General features: G+C 46.0%; 17 protein-coding genes. 6 read left to right on the top strand and 11 right to left on the bottom strand.

Annotated elements, in window-relative coordinates; all coding sequences use genetic code 11:
* Window positions 1–28: 28 nt before the first annotated feature.
* A complete protein-coding gene (locus FLM48_RS07430; RefSeq protein WP_179024213.1) occupies window positions 29–895 on the top strand; it encodes an RluA family pseudouridine synthase in 867 nt (288 codons plus the stop codon).
* A gap of 14 nt (window positions 896–909) precedes the next feature.
* Here the strand turns inward: FLM48_RS07430 and metA are convergent, their stop codons facing one another.
* Window positions 910–1,854, bottom strand: coding sequence for a homoserine O-succinyltransferase (gene metA, locus FLM48_RS07425; protein ID WP_028772317.1), 945 nt, complete (start codon window positions 1,852–1,854; stop codon window positions 910–912).
* Window positions 1,855–1,928: 74 nt separating this feature from the next.
* Window positions 1,929–2,336 (bottom strand): YbaY family lipoprotein, encoded by a 408-nt coding sequence (locus tag FLM48_RS07420; RefSeq protein ID WP_028772316.1) that lies wholly within the window; start codon window positions 2,334–2,336, stop codon window positions 1,929–1,931.
* 119 nt (window positions 2,337–2,455) lie between these two features.
* Here FLM48_RS07420 and FLM48_RS07415 point away from each other — a divergent pair, with 119 nt between their 5' ends.
* Window positions 2,456–3,229, top strand: a complete 774-nt coding sequence (locus FLM48_RS07415; RefSeq protein ID WP_028772315.1) for an SDR family oxidoreductase — start codon at window positions 2,456–2,458, stop codon at window positions 3,227–3,229.
* Between the two features lie 68 nt (window positions 3,230–3,297).
* On the opposite strand, the gene ompW is transcribed toward FLM48_RS07415, so the two are convergent.
* The 6 genes from ompW to FLM48_RS07385 form a co-directional block, all read right to left on the bottom strand.
* Window positions 3,298–3,960, bottom strand: a complete 663-nt coding sequence (ompW, locus tag FLM48_RS07410; protein WP_179024212.1) for an outer membrane protein OmpW — start codon at window positions 3,958–3,960, stop codon at window positions 3,298–3,300.
* Window positions 3,961–4,260: 300 nt separating this feature from the next.
* Window positions 4,261–4,869 carry a nucleotidyltransferase family protein gene (locus FLM48_RS07405; RefSeq protein ID WP_256871084.1) on the bottom strand — a complete coding sequence of 203 codons (609 nt, stop codon included), beginning with the start codon at window positions 4,867–4,869 and terminating at the stop codon, window positions 4,261–4,263.
* A 175-nt stretch (window positions 4,870–5,044) separates the two neighbouring features.
* Entirely contained in the window at window positions 5,045–5,182 is a 138-nt protein-coding gene (locus FLM48_RS07400; RefSeq protein WP_179024210.1) for a hypothetical protein, read from the bottom strand.
* Between the two features lie 205 nt (window positions 5,183–5,387).
* The gene (locus FLM48_RS07395) at window positions 5,388–5,786 is read right to left on the bottom strand and encodes a YbaY family lipoprotein (protein WP_028772313.1); all 399 of its coding nucleotides are present in this window, start codon (window positions 5,784–5,786) and stop codon (window positions 5,388–5,390) included.
* Between the two features lie 33 nt (window positions 5,787–5,819).
* Entirely contained in the window at window positions 5,820–6,677 is an 858-nt protein-coding gene (tesB, locus tag FLM48_RS07390) for an acyl-CoA thioesterase II (RefSeq protein WP_179024209.1), read from the bottom strand.
* 103 nt (window positions 6,678–6,780) lie between these two features.
* Window positions 6,781–7,698 carry an SDR family NAD(P)-dependent oxidoreductase gene (locus tag FLM48_RS07385; RefSeq protein WP_179024208.1) on the bottom strand — a complete coding sequence of 306 codons (918 nt, stop codon included), beginning with the start codon at window positions 7,696–7,698 and terminating at the stop codon, window positions 6,781–6,783.
* Window positions 7,699–8,064: 366 nt separating this feature from the next.
* Between FLM48_RS07385 and FLM48_RS07380 the strand changes: the two genes are divergently transcribed.
* Window positions 8,065–8,985, top strand: coding sequence for a 1,4-dihydroxy-2-naphthoate polyprenyltransferase (locus FLM48_RS07380; protein ID WP_256871083.1), 921 nt, complete (start codon window positions 8,065–8,067; stop codon window positions 8,983–8,985).
* Window positions 8,986–9,076: 91 nt separating this feature from the next.
* On the opposite strand, the gene FLM48_RS07375 is transcribed toward FLM48_RS07380, so the two are convergent.
* Window positions 9,077–9,634 (bottom strand): malate synthase, encoded by a 558-nt coding sequence (locus tag FLM48_RS07375; protein WP_179024207.1) that lies wholly within the window; start codon window positions 9,632–9,634, stop codon window positions 9,077–9,079.
* 184 nt (window positions 9,635–9,818) lie between these two features.
* Here FLM48_RS07375 and FLM48_RS07370 point away from each other — a divergent pair, with 184 nt between their 5' ends.
* Window positions 9,819–11,351 carry a DUF3612 domain-containing protein gene (locus FLM48_RS07370; RefSeq protein WP_179024206.1) on the top strand — a complete coding sequence of 511 codons (1,533 nt, stop codon included), beginning with the start codon at window positions 9,819–9,821 and terminating at the stop codon, window positions 11,349–11,351.
* A 50-nt stretch (window positions 11,352–11,401) separates the two neighbouring features.
* Here FLM48_RS07370 and FLM48_RS07365 read toward each other — a convergent pair whose 3' ends face one another.
* Both FLM48_RS07365 and FLM48_RS07360 read right to left on the bottom strand, forming a co-directional pair.
* Complete coding sequence (locus FLM48_RS07365; protein WP_306294441.1) at window positions 11,402–12,382, bottom strand: phospholipase A; 981 nt, start codon at window positions 12,380–12,382, stop codon at window positions 11,402–11,404.
* 183 nt (window positions 12,383–12,565) lie between these two features.
* Window positions 12,566–13,126, bottom strand: a complete 561-nt coding sequence (locus tag FLM48_RS07360) for a protein tyrosine phosphatase family protein (RefSeq protein WP_179024205.1) — start codon at window positions 13,124–13,126, stop codon at window positions 12,566–12,568.
* Window positions 13,127–13,429: 303 nt separating this feature from the next.
* Between FLM48_RS07360 and FLM48_RS07355 the strand changes: the two genes are divergently transcribed.
* Window positions 13,430–15,187, top strand: a complete 1,758-nt coding sequence (locus tag FLM48_RS07355) for a sulfatase-like hydrolase/transferase (RefSeq protein WP_179024204.1) — start codon at window positions 13,430–13,432, stop codon at window positions 15,185–15,187.
* A gap of 6 nt (window positions 15,188–15,193) precedes the next feature.
* Window positions 15,194–17,386, top strand: coding sequence for a tetratricopeptide repeat protein (locus FLM48_RS07350; RefSeq protein WP_179024203.1), 2,193 nt, complete (start codon window positions 15,194–15,196; stop codon window positions 17,384–17,386).
* Window positions 17,387–17,494 lie beyond the last annotated feature (108 nt).

Here is a 17,494-nt window from a genome sequence, read left to right as displayed (position 1 = left end):
ACCATGCAGGGTAAAATCGGGAGCGATCGTGTCTGCGCCAACTACACCATTAAAGCTTGAACAACATCTTGATATTAGCCAGCCAGAGACTGACCCAGCCAGCTTATTAGCCGCCCAATGCCCGTTATCCAAACAACAGGTAAAACAAGCCATGGCCAAAGGTGCGGTATGGCTAACACGAGGTAAATATACTGCCAGATTAAGACGCGCGAAAAAGCCGTTAAAGCCCGGTGATACACTGCATATATACTACAATGAGGCGGTATTGGCCCAACAGATCGACGACGCGATATTACTGAGCGATCAACAACAGTTCAGTATCTGGTATAAACCCTATGGCATGCTTTGCCAAGGCTCCAAATGGAGCGACCATACCACCATTAATCGTTTTGCCGAGCTCAACCTCACGCCACAGCGCACGGCAAATATTATTCACCGTTTAGATCGCGCGGCAACGGGCTTGATCGTATTAGGCCATACTAAGTCGGCAACGGCAGCAATAGCCAAACAGTTTGAATTACGCCAAACGGAGAAAGTTTATCAAGTTATTGTTGAAGGACAATTTCCCGACACACCGCTAACCTTAACCACGGATGTCGACGGTAAACCGGCATGTTCCCATGCACGCGCGCTGCACTACGATTCAGAGCAGCAACGCACATTAGTTGAAGTAAAAATAGAAACCGGCCGTAAACACCAGATCCGTATTCATATGGCGAGCAGTGGCTATCCTGTGGTAGGCGACCGCCAACATGGTCATGCCAGCGGTGATGACGCTAACCTGCAACTGACAGCCTGCTTTCTTGCGTTTAATTCACCGACCGACGGTAAACGCATTGAATTTACCTTGCCCGAACAGTATCGACCACAATTGCAGGCCCTTAAAACAGCCTAGGGTTAGCATGACAACTAATTGTCACTCTCCCAAGGGGTTATGGCGCTCATGTCCGCCAAATCGTACGGTGTTAACTGGTAAACATAGTAATTAAGCCAGTTGCTGATCAATAGGCTGCCATGACTGTGCCAACGCGCAATAGGCTCAAGGCCCGGGTCATTATGTTTGAAATAGTTTTGTGGCACCTCAGGCTGTAACCCCTCAGCAAGATCACGATAATACTCATCTTTAAGAGTACTTTTTTGATATTCAGGGTGACCCATTACAAACAGGTTGCGATTGCTATTGCTTAACACCATATAAGCACCAGCCTCTTGGGACTGGGTCAACACATTCAGCTCTGGATGGGCTTCTAGCTCACTGACTTCCATTTCGGCAAAGCGAGAATGCGGCGCGTAGAACTCTTCATCAAAGCCGCGCAGCAACGGGTAATGCTTGCTACTGCGTTGATGACTAAATACCCCTGAGCGCTTAGTGGGCAGTAACTTACGCTCCAATCCATACAGGTGATATAAGGCCGCATGGGCTGCCCAGCAAAGAAACAGTACTGAGGTGACATGTTGCTGTGACCAGTCGATGATTTCGCGAATATGGTCCCAATAACTCACCTCTTCAAAGGCAATTTGCCCCAAAGGTGCGCCAGTAATAATTAAGCCATCATAGTTGTTATGTCTGACCGCCTCGAAATCACGATAAAAGTTATCCATGTGATCGATAGACGTATGTTTAGAGACTTTGTCATGAATGCGCAGTAGATCAACATGCACTTGCAGCGGCGTGTTACCCAATAATCGCAGCAACTGGGTTTCAGTTTCAATTTTGTTGGGCATCAGGTTGAGGATCAGCACCTTCATCGGTCTGATATCCTGATTGGCAGCACGCGTCTCTGACATGACGAAGATGTTTTCTGACTCTAAGATCCCGGCTGCGGGTAAATTGTCTGGAATTCTTACTGGCATTGAGCGCCCTTATACTCTTAGGTTAAAGGAAGCTCTTTCGAACTTCCTACTGTCTGTCGAGTGCGGCGCGATGACTATCGTCCTGCGCCCACCTTTTGTACCAATACTGATAGCGGTTCTTGGCTTGATAAATCAATATTGTAGGCTTGGGTATTAATGAACATAAGCTGGTCATCAAGCATGATCTTCGCCCCTATGGCATAGGTATGCCCAGACTCAAATTGATCCCGATTAATCACAAACTCAAATGGCGCTGGTGTCGTGACGCCACTGCGCTCTATCTCTGCAATCACCACTGCCGGTGCATCCATCAGCGATACATCTTTCACCTGAACAGTTAATACTGCTTGTGGTGGCAGTGCGATTCGTTCCTTGTACCAAACCTCTCCCTGTATCGCCACACTCGCATTTGGCGTTGCACAGCCACTTAATACACTGGCAGCCATCATTAATGGCAATACAGGTGTTAACCACTTTTTCATATTAATGCTCCTAATCATACATCAAGACCTCTAGATGTCCATACGTCTGTTATATAAAAATTTGTCCTAAGACCCAGATATTCATATCATAGGCTACCCATTTGATGTCGAATACCTTCATGACCAAAGCTACAGCTATTATTGTGGGCGCTAGCTCACTACTCAGCCAAGAAATTGCCAAAAAACTTGCCTCTCAAGGGGTAAAACTGGCGCTCTTTGCGCAAGACCCAAACTCTTTGTCAGATCTCGCCACTAGCTTGCCAACTGAAGTAAGCCTGCATCAATTAGATATCGCCGATCCCCAGAGTGTTATCGCCAGTTTAGAACAAGTTTGGCAGTCTTTAGGGGGCGCGCACTTAGTGTTAGTCAACACCGGACTGAACAGTTACGATGCCGCCTTACCTTGGCAGCCAGAACAGGACATTATTACCGTTAATGTGCAGGGCTTCTCCGCCGTATGCAATACCGCCTTTAAACTGTTTGCAGATCAAGGCTATGGCCAACTTGCTGCAATCAACTCAATTGCCGGTCTGCGTGGTGGTCCGAGTGTGGCTTATCATGCATCTAAAGCCTTTGCCAGCAACTACCTTGAAGGGCTGAGCATGCATGCGCAGCGCTTAAAACTGCCTATCACCATTACCGACATTCAGCTTGGTTTACTCGACAAAGCCGCCATGCAAAAAAGTCGCTTATGGCTATCTCCGCCGGCAGAAGTGGCAAATCAGGTGGTTAGCGCAATGGAAAAAGGTAAACGAAAAGTCTACGTCACTAAACGTTGGCGTCTAGTGGCTTGGTTAACTAAATTGCTACCCGAGTTCATTTATAACACTCGCCATTGGCGTACTAAAGCCGAGCGACAAGCCGAAAAAGCAGCCAAGAAACAACAGCAGTAATGGTTTGATTGAGCTTGTAACTGATAACAAAAAAGGCGCCTAAGGCGCCTTTTTCATGTTCAATAAGCTTAGAACTTGTAACCGACACTCACCATGTAAACCCATGGGTCAACATCAGTTTCAATGGTCACAGGATCAGCACCCAGATTGAAGCTAACATCAGTGGAAATTTGTGCGTACCATACAGATGCATTAACTAACCATTTATCATTCACTTGGTAATCAAGACCTACTTGTGCCGCTAGGCCCCAAGAGTTCGATAAGCTTAGGTCAGACAGTGCGCCACCTAGGTCATTGGTAAATTCGTTATCGAAAAAGTTGGTGAAGTTCACACCTGCACCTACGTATGGACGTAGTTTAGAATCTGAAGAACCGAAATAGTACTGGGCCACTAAGGTTGGTGGTAGGTGCTTAGTTTCAGCAATCTTAGTATGACCGTTGCCGTCCCCTAGGTTTAACGACACATCGTGACTGAAAGGCGTTGCTGCTAACAATTCAATACCAAAGTTGTCAGTTACCATATACGCAAAGTTCAAACCGACTTGGGTGTCGTCACTAATACCAAACTCACCAAACCCAGCCACATCTTGGCTAGATTCATTGGGTGATACCATGACAGCACCAGCACGGAAGATAAAATCACCGGCTTGGTGAGCGGCAACAGAAGAGGTAAAACCGGTAGCTAATAGGGCGGTGGCAATCAAACCAGATAGGATATTTTTTCTCATCATACTACTCCATTAATACAACATCATTGGTTGTTATTCTTAGCAAGTTCCTTACATTTGCGCGTATCCTGCCAGATAGCCAAGTGTGACAAATTGATCCAAATCAACAAAACCAAGTAATACCTATAAATAAGTAGCGATAGGCGATCAAAATCACGCTTTTTAAACAAACATTGATAATGCACGTTTAAAAAGGTCGATACAGATCACCATTGAGTGAAGTTTACCCACACAGAGTGCGCACTACCGCTTAAATAACGACCTGCGTAACACAACAATTTGGCAACATGAGAGATGGCGATTTTAGGGCGTGACGAGTTGTAGTTTTGGGTATCGTTGTAACCAATTTTTGCTGGCAAGACGCTGCTGAAAAATACGCTGATCGCGGCGAGAATTTGGCGTCAATAACAGCTGAAATAGAGAGCTTAATCCCCATGGAGTGAATAACTCAATCTTCTGATTATTGATACTGGCCGCCACTGCCGTTTCACGTTCGGGCCAGAAGCTCATGGCATCAACACAGCTTTGATATGGCTCATCACCGTTACGTAGGTGCATTCTTGCCTGATTTTTCACCGACCATGGCAAAGCAGGCTGCCATTGATGTAACTGCGCGCAGTAGGCTTGTTCAGCAGCAATACTGACATCGGATGCATCATAGTAAATGACATCAACGTCATTAAGGGGATAGTGGCATTGATGCAGTTTATCCCAAACTAAATTTCGGATAAAACCGGCGGCAACCATACCTTGTGGAAGATTCAGCTGCGCCACCATTTGCAGTGCTGCAAGCCGAATCTCGTCACTGTTTAACCAATGGGTTAACTGCTCAACATAGGGCTGCTCGCAAGGAGCAGGACTTAATCGATTAGGGGGACTCAAGTCTCTGTACTTTTGGTCTTTTGAACTCAATAGACTCATTGTAGCGGTTTTTGAGGACAACTTTCATGGTTAATGTTGCAGCCCAAATCTAGGGGCGGCTCAGATACTGAATGGGTAAATAGCTACATAGAGCCAAATGGTTACCAGCTAACATCACTGTACTAAACTGCAGACAAACTTAAGGCAGGTAACAAATCTAAGGGATTTAGCCGGGTAACAAAATCGCTGAAGTGATTAACACAAGGCCGACTGCCAATAGTGTTTTGGCCGATGCACTGATCTTGGCGGCTTGTGGCTCACCTTGGTCGGTATGAAATAGCTGATGACTTCCAAAAAATGACATAGATAATTCTCTCAAATACAGATATTTCAGAGTATTGAATTTAAAATTAACATTCAAGCAACATGACGTGAGAAATATTCATCTAGCGCACAAAGTTAACTGGCTTTGGTTGGTACAAAGGTAACTCGCACAAGGATTTAGCCACTCGATCAAAAAAGGAGCCATTGGCTCCTTTTTCTCTTAAATGCTCGCTAGAAAATGTCGACTATCGACCTTTCACGGCTTTCATCAGCACTTCGGTAGTGAATTTATTGTTGCTAATCACAGGAAAGCGATCATAGGTCTGGAAAATTATCTGACCTTGATACTGAATCATCGCCACTACACCATAGTTGATACTCTCATCAATGGTATCAGCCGGAAAAGTAAATTTAAACGGCACCGGTGCGCGGGCTATATCAAAGCTTTTCTGGGCAATGATGACTCCCGGTGTATCTAAATCAATCACCGCAATCGTAATCGCACTTCCCTGAGGTAAGGCAATTTTTTCCAAGTATCCCGCTGCACCATTGACGATCACCGGCGGCTCAGGCTCAACTGTCACACATCCCGCTAGCATTAATACCACTGCACCAACAACCAGCGCTTTTAATTTTGCCATCATAAACATAAACCTTCTATTACATATCAAATGAGGCTAGGACAACCTCATCAATCCTTCCTGGGTTGCAGAGGCCACCAGCTCCCCCTGCTGATTAAAAAATTCACCACGGACAAAGCCTCGGCCACCGCCAGCATTGGGGCTATCGACACTGTAAAGTAACCACTGGCTTAAATCCAATGGTCTATGGAACCACATCGCATGATCAATCGTCGCCATCTTCATACCGGGGGTAAGAAAAGAAACGCCATGGGGCTGAGCGGCCGTCACCAGAAAATTAAAATCTGATGCATAGGCGAGTAAATACTCGTGCACCGCGTGAGATGAAGGGACTTGGCCATTGGCACGTATCCATACATACCTTTTGGGTTCAGTGGCTTTAGGCGCTAGCGGGTTACTAGGATTAACCAGACGCATCTCAATTGGGGCATCAGCCATAAATTTTTCTAGCATTTTTGGCGGCACTTTATCCCGTAGCGTCATCGCCAACTCTTGCTGATTGAGTAGTCCTTCAGGTCCCGGAACATCGGGCATCTGTGCTTGATGACAAAACCCTTGCTCCACTACCTGAAATGAACAAGTCATAGTAAATATTGGTCGGCCTTTTTGAATCGCTTTGACTCGCCGTGCGCTAAAGCTGCCGCCATCGCGCATAATTTCCACGTCATATACGATAGGTAATTTTTCATCACCCGCACGTAAAAAATAAGCGTGAAATGAGTGCACTTGGCGGTCTATCGCCACGGTTTGCTTGGCGGCGCTGAGGGCTTGGCCCATCACCTGTCCACCAAACACATGACCAAAGCCTAAATCTTGGCTTTGACCACGAAAAAGCCCTTCTTCAATTTGTTCAAGTGATAATAGTGAGAGTAAATCATCTAATACTTGGCTCATGATTATATCTATCCGGTTACGTATTGATTAGGCTGTGCTAAACCTTAATCATGTAGCTTACCTTAGATACTCCTACATCGACCAGTACTTGTTTTACGCTTTGTTACTCGATGCGAATTTTTCGCTGTGATGCACCACGTTTGGCCCAAGCTAATACCTGCGCTTCGCCACTTTCGTGAAAGTGAACAGGCAATGCACGGTATAGCTGCGGCCACTGTTGGCTGATCATTTCCGGTTTACATTGTTCAGAGGTAAAATACAGTGGATCATATTCGGTAAATTGACCATGACTGACACTGCCCGCAGCCACCAATAAATGTTGACCCGTTGGCGCGTCATTGTGCGCTAAAAATAGCATTACGGCATTCACTGATGTTTTCGAAAACATGGGTTTTACTGCAGGCGCAAGGTGTTTTGCTGTCATGTTGGTTAACGCATGAGGAACTAATGTGTTGACGTGTACATTCATGTCACGTCCCTCATGACTGAGGCTGTTCACTAAGCCAATCAAGGCCATCTTGCTAGCACCATAAGCCGTTTCATGCATGTTGCCATATAAGCCACTCGACGCAGACACCATGATAATGCGGCCATAGCTTCGCTGTTTCATTAGCGGCCAAACCGCTTTGGTTAAGTAAAAACTACCGTTTACATTGACATCCATATGCTGATGCCACAGCGCACTGTCTAAAAGATCAAATGCACTCGACTGATGATGGCCAGCGTTATTAACGAGTATATCGATGCGCTGCCAAGTGGCATAAATCTGCTCAACCACTTCACTGACGGCATGCTCATCTGTCACATCAATTAAGAACATTGAAGCAGCAGCCCCCAAACGCTCTAGGGTTTGATGGCTTTGTTTCAGGCCCGTTCCACGGGGCTCACCCGACTGGGTATCCCCTTCACCATTATCTATCAATGCAACCCGAGCACCACGCTCCGCCAAAGCAATCGCGTAGGCACGACCCAGCCCACCACCTGCTCCAGTCACGATTGCGACTTGTTCATCAAAGCGCATAGTACCGTCCTACTGTATGTGGTTTACGACCCCAAAAATATTGAGCCAATCCTTAACAACACTGAGTTAAGTTAAACTTATATCATCACACTCTTGGCGGCTTTTCTTTGACTGTGGCTGCATATTCGCTTTTGCACTCAATCAAAAACGTGCGCCAGGTCAAAAATCTCAACGATGAAAACCTGCCAATCAAATATAGTTTTTAAGACCGTATTTACATTAGCTTTCACTTACATCCCCCGTCACCTGTAACAAAGTAGCATTTGACCTAGCTCATGCTTGGTAAATTGTTAAATCGCTAACCCTTCATCCATTAGGCTAATTTTGCTATGCTAGCGAATTAAATGACGATCTCAGCCAGTTTACTTGGCTGTTCACACACTAAAGACAACGAAATCAACCATGAACCCTTGGATCTTGGCCATCAGACCGCGCACTCTGCCCGCGGCAATCGGCCCACTTTTGGTGGGTAACATACTGGCATTACAGCTAGAGTCATTCAGTCTATTGATTGCCTTTGCATCAATGCTGTGCGCCATTTTGCTGCAAATTGCGGTTAATTTAGCCAACGACTACTTTGACTTTAAAAGCGGTGTCGATACTGAAGAGCGCCTTGGCCCCGTGCGAGTCACCCAAAGTGGCTTGTTAGCACCTAGCGCCGTCAAAAATGCCATGATTCTATGCTTAATCGCAGCGCTAGTGGTGGGCTCTATATTGATTTATCACGGTGGCTGGCCGATTGCGTTACTCGCAGTCGCCGCTATTTTAGGCGCGTTAGGATACAGCGGCGGCCCCTACCCGTTAGCTTCACATGGGTTAGGCGAAGTCGCTGCATTTGTATTTTTTGGCTTAGTTGCGGTGGTAGGTAGTTTTTATTTGCAAGCAGGCCACACCACTACTGCGGCATGGATACTTGGCAGTGCTATCGGTTTGTTTAATGCCGCGGTGATGCTAGTCAATAACACCCGAGACATTGATACCGATACCAAAGCGGGCAAAAACACCCTTGCCGTTCGTGTTGGTTTGTCTCAAGCTCGCGTGCTATACCAAGCTTTTATTTACATTCCATTTGCGTTAATTATCGGCGGTTTTCTTTTAGGCGTGTTGCCTGGCTGGCCAACCCTACTATCAGGATTAGCACTCATTCTGGCACGTAAACTTAATGGTGATTTCAGCCAAACATCCGGTGCTGAATTAAACCCTTTACTGGGTAGAACCGCAAAATTAACCATGATTTTCAGTACCCTATTTAGTGTTGGTTTTGTGGTCCAAGTCGCCAGTCACTAAAACGTTATTGTATTAGTTTCGCTATTCGCAATCACAAAAAAGCCGCGTCGACATGGTATGTCGGCGCGGCTTTGAATTTTAGCGATGGCTATTACAAGCTGTAATCACTGCCATCTTTTGCGGTAAACTGCTTATCGCCGCGACCAATCCCACCTTTAACTAGACTCGCCCAACTGTGTTGCCCTTGAGGTTGGTCAGTATTGACTATGGTCATTAGTGCGGCTTCTACTTGTACATCTTCAATGTTAGCGCAATCTCGGCTGCCATATTCACCACGTGGGTCTATCGATATCTCTATATGGAAACCATTGTTCTTCAGTACAATCGAGCTAGGCTCACATTTGTGACCACACAGTGCCACAAACTGCTTTGGTTGCGCTAAGCCACTTTGAGTGCCGTCATTGAAGAAAGCTAATAGCTGGTTGTAGTAAACAACGTAACTACGCACATCTTGATGCGAGCCTTGGCTTAATGGAAAGTAAGTATCTAGCACTTGCTTGGCATAACGCATAGAGGCCATGCGCTGCTGTTCGACGTCTAGCGCTGTATTGCCTAAGGCCTGCTCAGCGGCAGCCACTGGAAGCACTTGCTTAATGAAGTTGTAAATACTCTGATCAATTTGCTGGTGTTGTTCTGTTGACATATTCATAGCTGCTTCCTCTTATAGCGATTCATGGTTGTCAGCATCTTTAACACAGTCACTTGTTGCTTCTAATCTGACATTGTCTGTCACAGTATTCACAATAAAGCCTGTCCCGATTGCTTAATTTGTAGTCTAGCCAATTTTTCATTACAATTTCACAATAAAAATTTCACAGTGTGAATTTTACAAAATGAAAAACAACAGCAGCTTGATGAGAAAGTCACATTTCCTTGGTACAAAAATAAGAAACTTGCGTAAACGCAATAACTTAACCATGGAAGATCTGTCAGCACGGTGTATCAGAGTCGATGCGAACTCAGCACCTTCTGTGTCATACCTATCAATGATTGAGCGCGGTAAGCGTGTGCCAAGTGCTGCGATGCTAGCGGTCATCGCCGCAGTTTTTCAAAAAGAAGTTGACTGGTTTTTAGATGACGCCCCAGAAGAGCAAGCCATCACCCCAGTAAAAGGATCCCGTGGTGGCATTAGCGGTATGGCCTTGGAGCCAAGCTTTTTATTCTCTAACGAGATTTTACAAATCGCCATCCCTGAAATGCTGTCGCAAACCGGGATTACAGGCAGACAATTTGCTCATTTGCTGATCCGAGCCCACCAAGAGCATCACCAAAACCACTTTCCTGATTTAGAACGTGCAGCTGAAGAAGTTGGCCTCAAACGGATGCCACTTAGCCTTGATGATTTGCTGGATATCGTCGCCCAGTTAGGCATGAAAATACATTGGTTTGAGCGCTTGCCACAAGCGGTGATGGATGAACAGGGCATCAGCGAACAGCACATTGTTACCTCCTACTTTGAGCCTAAAAATCATATTTATCTTAATAAGTTACTTAAGTCACATAAGCACCGCCTTAAATACGACTTAGCAGTACATATTGGCCACTGCATTTTGCACAACAAAGATGGTATGCGCAGCGTGATGGTGGCGGGGCGCAGTCATGGCACCAGTTTAGCTGACGACAGTAGTACTCACCCCACCTCATCCACTGTTGATGCTCAAGATATTCTGCACGCCTGGCGCGACTTTGAAAGTAGCTTCTTTGCTGGCGCATTACTTTGCCCTAAAGTGCCCTACCGACAACTGTTAGATCGCCATGGCTACGAGATAGACATTAACCAAAAAGTAGGGGTCTCAGCCTCTGTGGCCATGCGCAGAATGACCGCAGTTTCCCCCTACTCCCATTGGCACTACTTTGATGCATACTCACCCGGCAAGCTTAAAGCGGTATACCGTGGCAATGGCATTCCATTGCCCTGGGGCAATATGCGTCAGGTGGAAGATCCCTGTCAGCATTGGGCAGTATTTAGAAAGCTCAGTGAAACCAATACCGGCAGCTCAGCACAAATATCGATTTTAGATGTCGCAGAGGAGCCAAAAATCTACGCCTGTGAGTCAATACGCGTGGCAGATTTAGCGGGCAACGATCATGTACTTTGCGCCGGAATTGACCTCAATCCCGCCATTGAAGCACAGGGACGCGACGCCAAAGGTATCGCCCAGGCCCTAAAGGCTGCCTGCGTTGATAATGGCGGCTCTTCAGCCATTCCTAAAGCCATTAAATCTGACCTTAAAAGCGTTGCCAAAATTCTGAATATTAATTGGGTAGAACGTGGCATAGAAACCGACGCTAAATTGATTTGTTCACGCGGTTCGGTATGCCCGCGTAAACCTAGCTGCTATGCCAGTGGTAAATGTGGAGGCTAAACAATAGCAGGGCTAATGCTTGATTAGCCCTGCTGTAATGGTGGATACGTCTAAAACATATTATTTAACGCAATACCTACACCAAGGCGAGTTTGGCTATGGTTATAATCAATCAAACTGTCACCATAGCCGTTAAACAACAGCACGTAACCATGTAATTTACCGTATAGCGGTGTGGTAAATTCCACTTCAATTGCGCCTTTGTTAGTGGAGAAATTTTGCCGCCCTCTCACTACCATTTCATAGTCGCCAAAATCATAGCCAAAGCCAAACTCAGCATGGCCCATGTAATCGGCTATATCCGGGTTATCATCGCCTTCAGGCAAGCTGGGATCTAACTTTTCATCTTCTTGAATACGGTACCAAGGTTTGAGGAAATACAACCAATCGCCGTTTTCATATAGCAATTCGGCATAGACTCTATTCCATGAACGCGACAAGGTACCGGAACGACCATTAGATTGATGCTCAACGCCAACAACTAAGCCAGTATTGCCATCAAACGGATGCCAGCCCAATGGCGTTACGTAAAAGAATTCCGGGCGATAATTGGTCTCTCTAAAGGGCGATGAAATATCATCGGCATACACTTGCCACCACGCTTCTAACGTGAAGGCACCATAAATTCGATCGCCTTCAAATAACAATGAACCATAGCTCAATGGAAACTTAAAACTAATTTGGAACTTAGCTTCAATATCTTTAAAGTTATCCGCATAAGCCTGATCTTCACCATAGGCGGTCGGGTTGATCTCACTGGTGGAATAGACCGGTAAAAAGTAGTTGGTGTGATGGGGGGTTAACACAAATTCTGACTGATCTGTTTGACGCTCTGCAATAATACGTTTAGACAGCACGCCACCCTTGATGGTCTTGCCGTCAATGTCAATGGTACCATCACGTTGCAGTTGGGTTTCGGCCTCACATAACTTACGCAGCTCCCCTATCGTCATCTCATCATTGGCCGTCGCCATCTGTTTAGCCATACAAGCTTCAAACTCACTTGCCAAGGCTTGATGTGATAATGCCAAACAAACGCCTGATAATACAAAGCTTCGTATACTTAGTGGCACTGTGGCCTCCTTGTGCATGCTAATGATGACAGGGGCACAATAATTAATTGCATCGCCGAGCCTCATTTTGTCCTACAAACGGCAAATTACTTACACTAGTTTAACGACTAAATGATTATTTTGCCTATTCTTTAATGCAGTTTAATGACGTTGCATTTTCTCAATCAGTTGCTGCCATTGAGGATACTGCTTCAAGCTCTGCTGCAAATCTCCCCAAGGTGCCATGATTTGGGCTTGGTTCACCTGCCGCGGCGTTAACTTGTCTAAGTAAAGATAATAAAAAGCCGAAGCACGATAATTAGCCGCGCAATGCACAAATACCGACTTAGTTTTGTTTTGCTCCATGGCGGCAAAAAACTGTTCTACATCACTCGACTTGGGCTGCTGCCAGTCGACTTCAATATTGATATAAGCCATGCCAGCATCTTGCACTAGTTGCTGCTCATTACCGATGGCATGAGGGTTATTCTTGGGGATCAAGTTAATGACGAGATCAACGCCCGCTTCACTTAGCGCGCTAATCTGTTCAGCCGTTGGCAATCCCGCAGTGATGACGTTGCCGTCATGAAACTGCACCGCTTTGATTTCCGATAAAGTGGATTGACTCGCCGCCAGTGCATCACTATTGCTCCAAGCAGGTGATGCCGCAAGCGCGAGAACGAAAGTGGTGAACATAACCAAGAGGGCTAGCAAATATTTCATCAACGATTCCTTCATTTAATGTAATTAGGGCATCTCTGGCAGTGCAACGTAACCATCCATTGCAAATTTCAACACCTAAAGCTGCAACACGATACGCCAAAGATACGACTGTTTACCAATAATTACACTGCAAAATCCGCTTTATTCCGCGAAGCATTCGGAATCTGCATAGGCGCGAATTTATTAACTGATAACATATTTTACAAATAAACCACAAACCAACCTAGAGGTGCAATCTTTCACTATGTACCTCACCAATGGAGTTCAGCCTGCCTGAATGGATTAAAACACAAGGAAAGCACCGTGAAAAAGTCTCTATTAGCCAGCTCTGTCGTGCTGATGGCTGCCTGCAGTCAGGCACCAAAGGCGACATTACCAACAGCGCAAACCAGTCAATTACCCACCGATGACCGCCCTAATATTCTCATTATTATTGCCGATGATATGGGCTTTAGTGATATTGGTGCCTTTGGCAGCGAAATCGACACCCCCAATATCAACCAACTGGCTCAACAGGGCATGAGCTTTACCAACTTTCATGTGGGAGCAACCTGCTCACCAACGCGTACCATGCTAATCAGTGGCGTAGACAATCATCTTGCAGGATTGGGCAACATGCATGAAATCATGGCCGACAACCAGTTTGGCAAGCCCGGCTATGAAGGCCACCTCAATACCAGTGTGGTTACGCTCGCAACAGTGTTGAGGGATTCGGGCTACCACACCTATATGGCGGGTAAATGGCATTTAGGTGGTACCAAGGATTCCATCCCCTATTATCGTGGGTTTGAGCAATCATTTGCACTGGCGGAAAGCGGCGCTGACAACTGGGTAGAAATGCCCTACGCCCCCATGTATGAACGGGTTCATTACTTTGAGAATGACAAAGAAGTCAAACTGCCAACCGAGAACTATTATTCCTCTGACTTTTACACCCAACGTATCATCGACAATATCGAGAGCAATCGTGAAGACGGTAAACCATTTCTCGCATGGTTAGGTTACCAAGCAGTGCACTACCCTCACCAAGCCCCTAAGGCGTTTATTGATAAATACAATGGTGTCTATGACGCTGGCTGGCACGAGTTGAGACGCCAACGATTGGCTCGTCAAAAGCAGCAAGGACTATTCCCAGATAGCGTCGAGCTAGATCCAAGTTTTGATAAAACCAGTTTTGAAGATTGGCAGCTGCCAGAATGGGATTCGTTATCTGAAGAACAAAAACGTTTCAATGCGCGCCGCATGCAAACTTACGCCGGCATGGTCGATAACATGGACCACAATATAGGTAAAATTTTTGACTACTTAAAATCAACCGGTGAGCTAGACAATACGCTAATCTTATTCTTGTCCGACAACGGCACTGACCCAAACCTGCTATCTAAGAATGAAACCTATCGACCTTGGTACGAGAAAAACTATCAATATACCTATATGGAAGACTACCAAGGCGACTATTCCACTATGGGACAAAAAGGATCTTACGCTGACTATGGACCCGGCTGGGCAGCTGCAGCCAACACACCTAATAGCTACTTTAAGACTTTCTCCACTGAAGGCGGGTTAAGGGTGCCGCTGATTGCCAAATTCCCGAAAGCGATTCCCGCCAATACTAAGGTCAATAGTTTTGCGTTTGTTAAAGATATCTATCCAACCTTGCTAGAGGTTGCACAGGTCAAAGTTCACGATGGTACTTACAACGGTAAAAAAGTGCATATACCCGACGGAACGAGCGCATGGTCAGTGATGACCGGGCAAGCTGAACAGGTCCATTTAGCATCTGAAGCCATTGGTTACGAACTCGCTGGCAGTAGCGCTGTATTCCAAGGTAAGTATAAATTATCGCTTAATCCACCACCAAAAGGCACCGGTGAATGGGAGCTTTATGACATCTCTGTCGACCCCTCAGAGCGAAATAATCTAGCAACATCTCAGCCTGAGCGCGTCAAACAGATGCGAGCGCAATATCAAGCCTATGCCAAAAAGAATGCGCTAGTACCGGTGCCTGAAGGCTACAACCCGTTGGAGCAAGTGATTAAGAACAGCAGTCGAGCTCATTAACTCAGTATGCTTAATCACGACATACGTTTCTGGGCTTGGTTTGTCTGCCAAGCTCAAAAGCAGTTCTCTACGACCCACTTTGCCTTTGTTACCGCGCTAGCCAGTTTTGGCTTAGGCCTTAGCCCCCCAACCTCGGCGCAGCTGTTAGATGCCGCGACGGCGCCAATCTATGTTGGTAGTCAAGCATGTCAACAGTGTCATCGCACAGCATACCTGGCATGGCAAAGCTCTGATCACTACCAATCTATGCAGGTTGCCACTGGCGTAAATGTGCTGGGTAACTTTGATGATCAACATCTAGATTATCAGCAACAGCGCAACCGCTTCTATCGTAAAGGCAAGCAATACTGGGTCAATCTAAAAGATGGCAATGGTGAATTTCGCGATTTTCAAGTGCGTTATACCTTTGGTCATTTCCCACTGCAGCAGTACATAGTGCAATTTGATGATGGCCGCCTGCAGTTAATCCCATTTGCATGGGATGCCAGAAGCAAGCAACAAGGTGGACAGCGCTGGTTTTACCTCTATCCAGAAGTCGATCCTAAAGATGAATTTTATTGGACCAATGTTGGCCAAAACTGGAATTACAATTGCGCAGATTGTCACTCGACCCACGTTGAAAAAAACTACCACAGTGACACCAATCAGTACGCTAGCCAATGGGCGGAAATTAACGTGGGTTGTGAAGCCTGCCACGGTCCAGCCTCTAGGCACATTCAATGGACTCAACAGCGCAACAACATTGACACCAATGCGACCGATGTGGACTACGGCTTTGACAGGCACCTTGGCAAACAGGTATTAAGTTGGCAAGCAAACGCCGGGCAAACCACTTTACAACCAACACAAGTTACCGCCACCGACCAACTAAACACCTGTGCGCAGTGTCATAGTCGCCGCATGCAACTTGCACCGCACTCATCATCGCAGCGAGATTTTGCCGACAGCTATCAATTGAGCCTATTAGACGCAGAGCTATATTATGCTGATGGCCAGGTTTATGATGAAAACTATGTTTATGGATCATTTCTACAATCCAAGATGGCAGCTAAAGGCGTCGTGTGTAGCAACTGCCACGATCCACACTCAGGTAAGTTGCAACTAAGCGGCAATCAAGTATGTTTGCAGTGCCACCAAACGCAACATTACCAAGCCAACAACCATAGTTTTCACCAAGCAGATAGCCCCGGCAATTTGTGTGTGAACTGCCATATGCCGACTACCACTTACATGCAAATCGACGCTCGTCGAGATCATGCTTGGCATATTCCTAACCCCAATCGCAGTGCCCAAAGCAACAGTCCCAATCCGTGCCTGAACTGTCATCAAAATAACAACCATCAATGGGCCCAAAGCCAAATAAGCGCTTGGTTTAGTGGTGATGCAAAAAATGTTACTGCAGATGATTCAGCGTCAAAGCTTGCTGATAAACCCTATTATCGGGCTTTTTTAGCCGATAACACCTCTCACCCGCAAGCAGAAAAAGCACTGGCTTATGTAGCTAGTCAAGCCTCCTATAGTGCCATCGTACGCGCATCAGCATTGCAACGGCTAGGACGCTATCAGGGCAAATATGCCACCTATGCACAGCAAACCAATGCCTACGATAGCAACGATCTAGTCCGCCGCGGCGTGATACTTGCTGCAAGCCATTTTAGCGTTAATGATAAATGGCAACAGATATCGCCTTATTTAACCGATAGCAAACTGGCTGTCAGATACGCAGCAATTGAGTCATTGGTGTTGGACTGGCAACAAATGACACCTAATCAGCAGCAACAACTCAGCCTCGCATTGCCTGAGTATATCGAGTCACAACACTACAATAGTGATCGAGCTTTTGCGTTAAACAACTTAGCAAATATATACCGAGCTCAGGGACAATTAGACACAGCAATACACTATTACGATAAAGCCATAAAAGTAGAGCCATTTTTTGACGCCAGTTATATCAACTTGGCCGATGTATATCGCCAGCGGTCCGAGTCCAAAAAAGTATACTCGACCTTAATTGCTGGTATTGAGCAATCCCCTGATTCCGCTGCACTGCGATTTAGTCTGGCGTTGCACTATATCCGTGAGCAACAGCTACTGCAAAGCATCAAATATCTGCAGCAAGCAGTGAAGCTTGCGCCGAACGAGGCTTACTACCACCAAGTATTACAACAAGTTCAGCGCCAACAACGCGGCGCACCATAGACGATGCAATCACAGAATGACTCAACGGCTATAACGCAGATTAAAACCGCTATAAAAATTGGTAAAATAAATCATCAACAACATAACAAGCCAAATAAAAAGCTGTTA

The sequence above is a fragment of the Shewanella sp. Scap07 genome (assembly GCF_013394145.1).
GTDB lineage: Bacteria > Pseudomonadota > Gammaproteobacteria > Enterobacterales > Shewanellaceae > Shewanella > Shewanella waksmanii.
This window is presented reverse-complemented; position numbering and strand designations above follow the sequence as displayed.

What these genes read in the sequence shown, in the direction of transcription:
- metA (WP_028772317.1), bottom strand. Translation starts at nt 1,854, where the DNA reads ATGCCAGTAAGAATTCCAGACAATTTACCCGCAGCCGGGATCTTAGAG.
- FLM48_RS07385 (WP_179024208.1), bottom strand. Translation starts at nt 7,698, where the DNA reads ATGCGCTTTGATGAACAAGTCGCAATCGTGACTGGAGCAGGTGGTGGG.
- FLM48_RS07360 (WP_179024205.1), bottom strand. Translation starts at nt 13,126, where the DNA reads ATGAAATATTTGCTAGCCCTCTTGGTTATGTTCACCACTTTCGTTCTC.
- ompW (WP_179024212.1), bottom strand. Translation starts at nt 3,960, where the DNA reads ATGATGAGAAAAAATATCCTATCTGGTTTGATTGCCACCGCCCTATTA.
- FLM48_RS07420 (WP_028772316.1), bottom strand. Translation starts at nt 2,336, where the DNA reads ATGAAAAAGTGGTTAACACCTGTATTGCCATTAATGATGGCTGCCAGT.
- FLM48_RS07375 (WP_179024207.1), bottom strand. Translation starts at nt 9,634, where the DNA reads ATGAATATGTCAACAGAACAACACCAGCAAATTGATCAGAGTATTTAC.
- FLM48_RS07350 (WP_179024203.1), top strand. Translation starts at nt 15,194, where the DNA reads ATGCTTAATCACGACATACGTTTCTGGGCTTGGTTTGTCTGCCAAGCT.
- FLM48_RS07395 (WP_028772313.1), bottom strand. Translation starts at nt 5,786, where the DNA reads ATGATGGCAAAATTAAAAGCGCTGGTTGTTGGTGCAGTGGTATTAATG.
- FLM48_RS07415 (WP_028772315.1), top strand. Translation starts at nt 2,456, where the DNA reads ATGACCAAAGCTACAGCTATTATTGTGGGCGCTAGCTCACTACTCAGC.
- FLM48_RS07400 (WP_179024210.1), bottom strand. Translation starts at nt 5,182, where the DNA reads ATGTCATTTTTTGGAAGTCATCAGCTATTTCATACCGACCAAGGTGAG.
- tesB (WP_179024209.1), bottom strand. Translation starts at nt 6,677, where the DNA reads ATGAGCCAAGTATTAGATGATTTACTCTCACTATTATCACTTGAACAA.
- FLM48_RS07370 (WP_179024206.1), top strand. Translation starts at nt 9,819, where the DNA reads ATGAAAAACAACAGCAGCTTGATGAGAAAGTCACATTTCCTTGGTACA.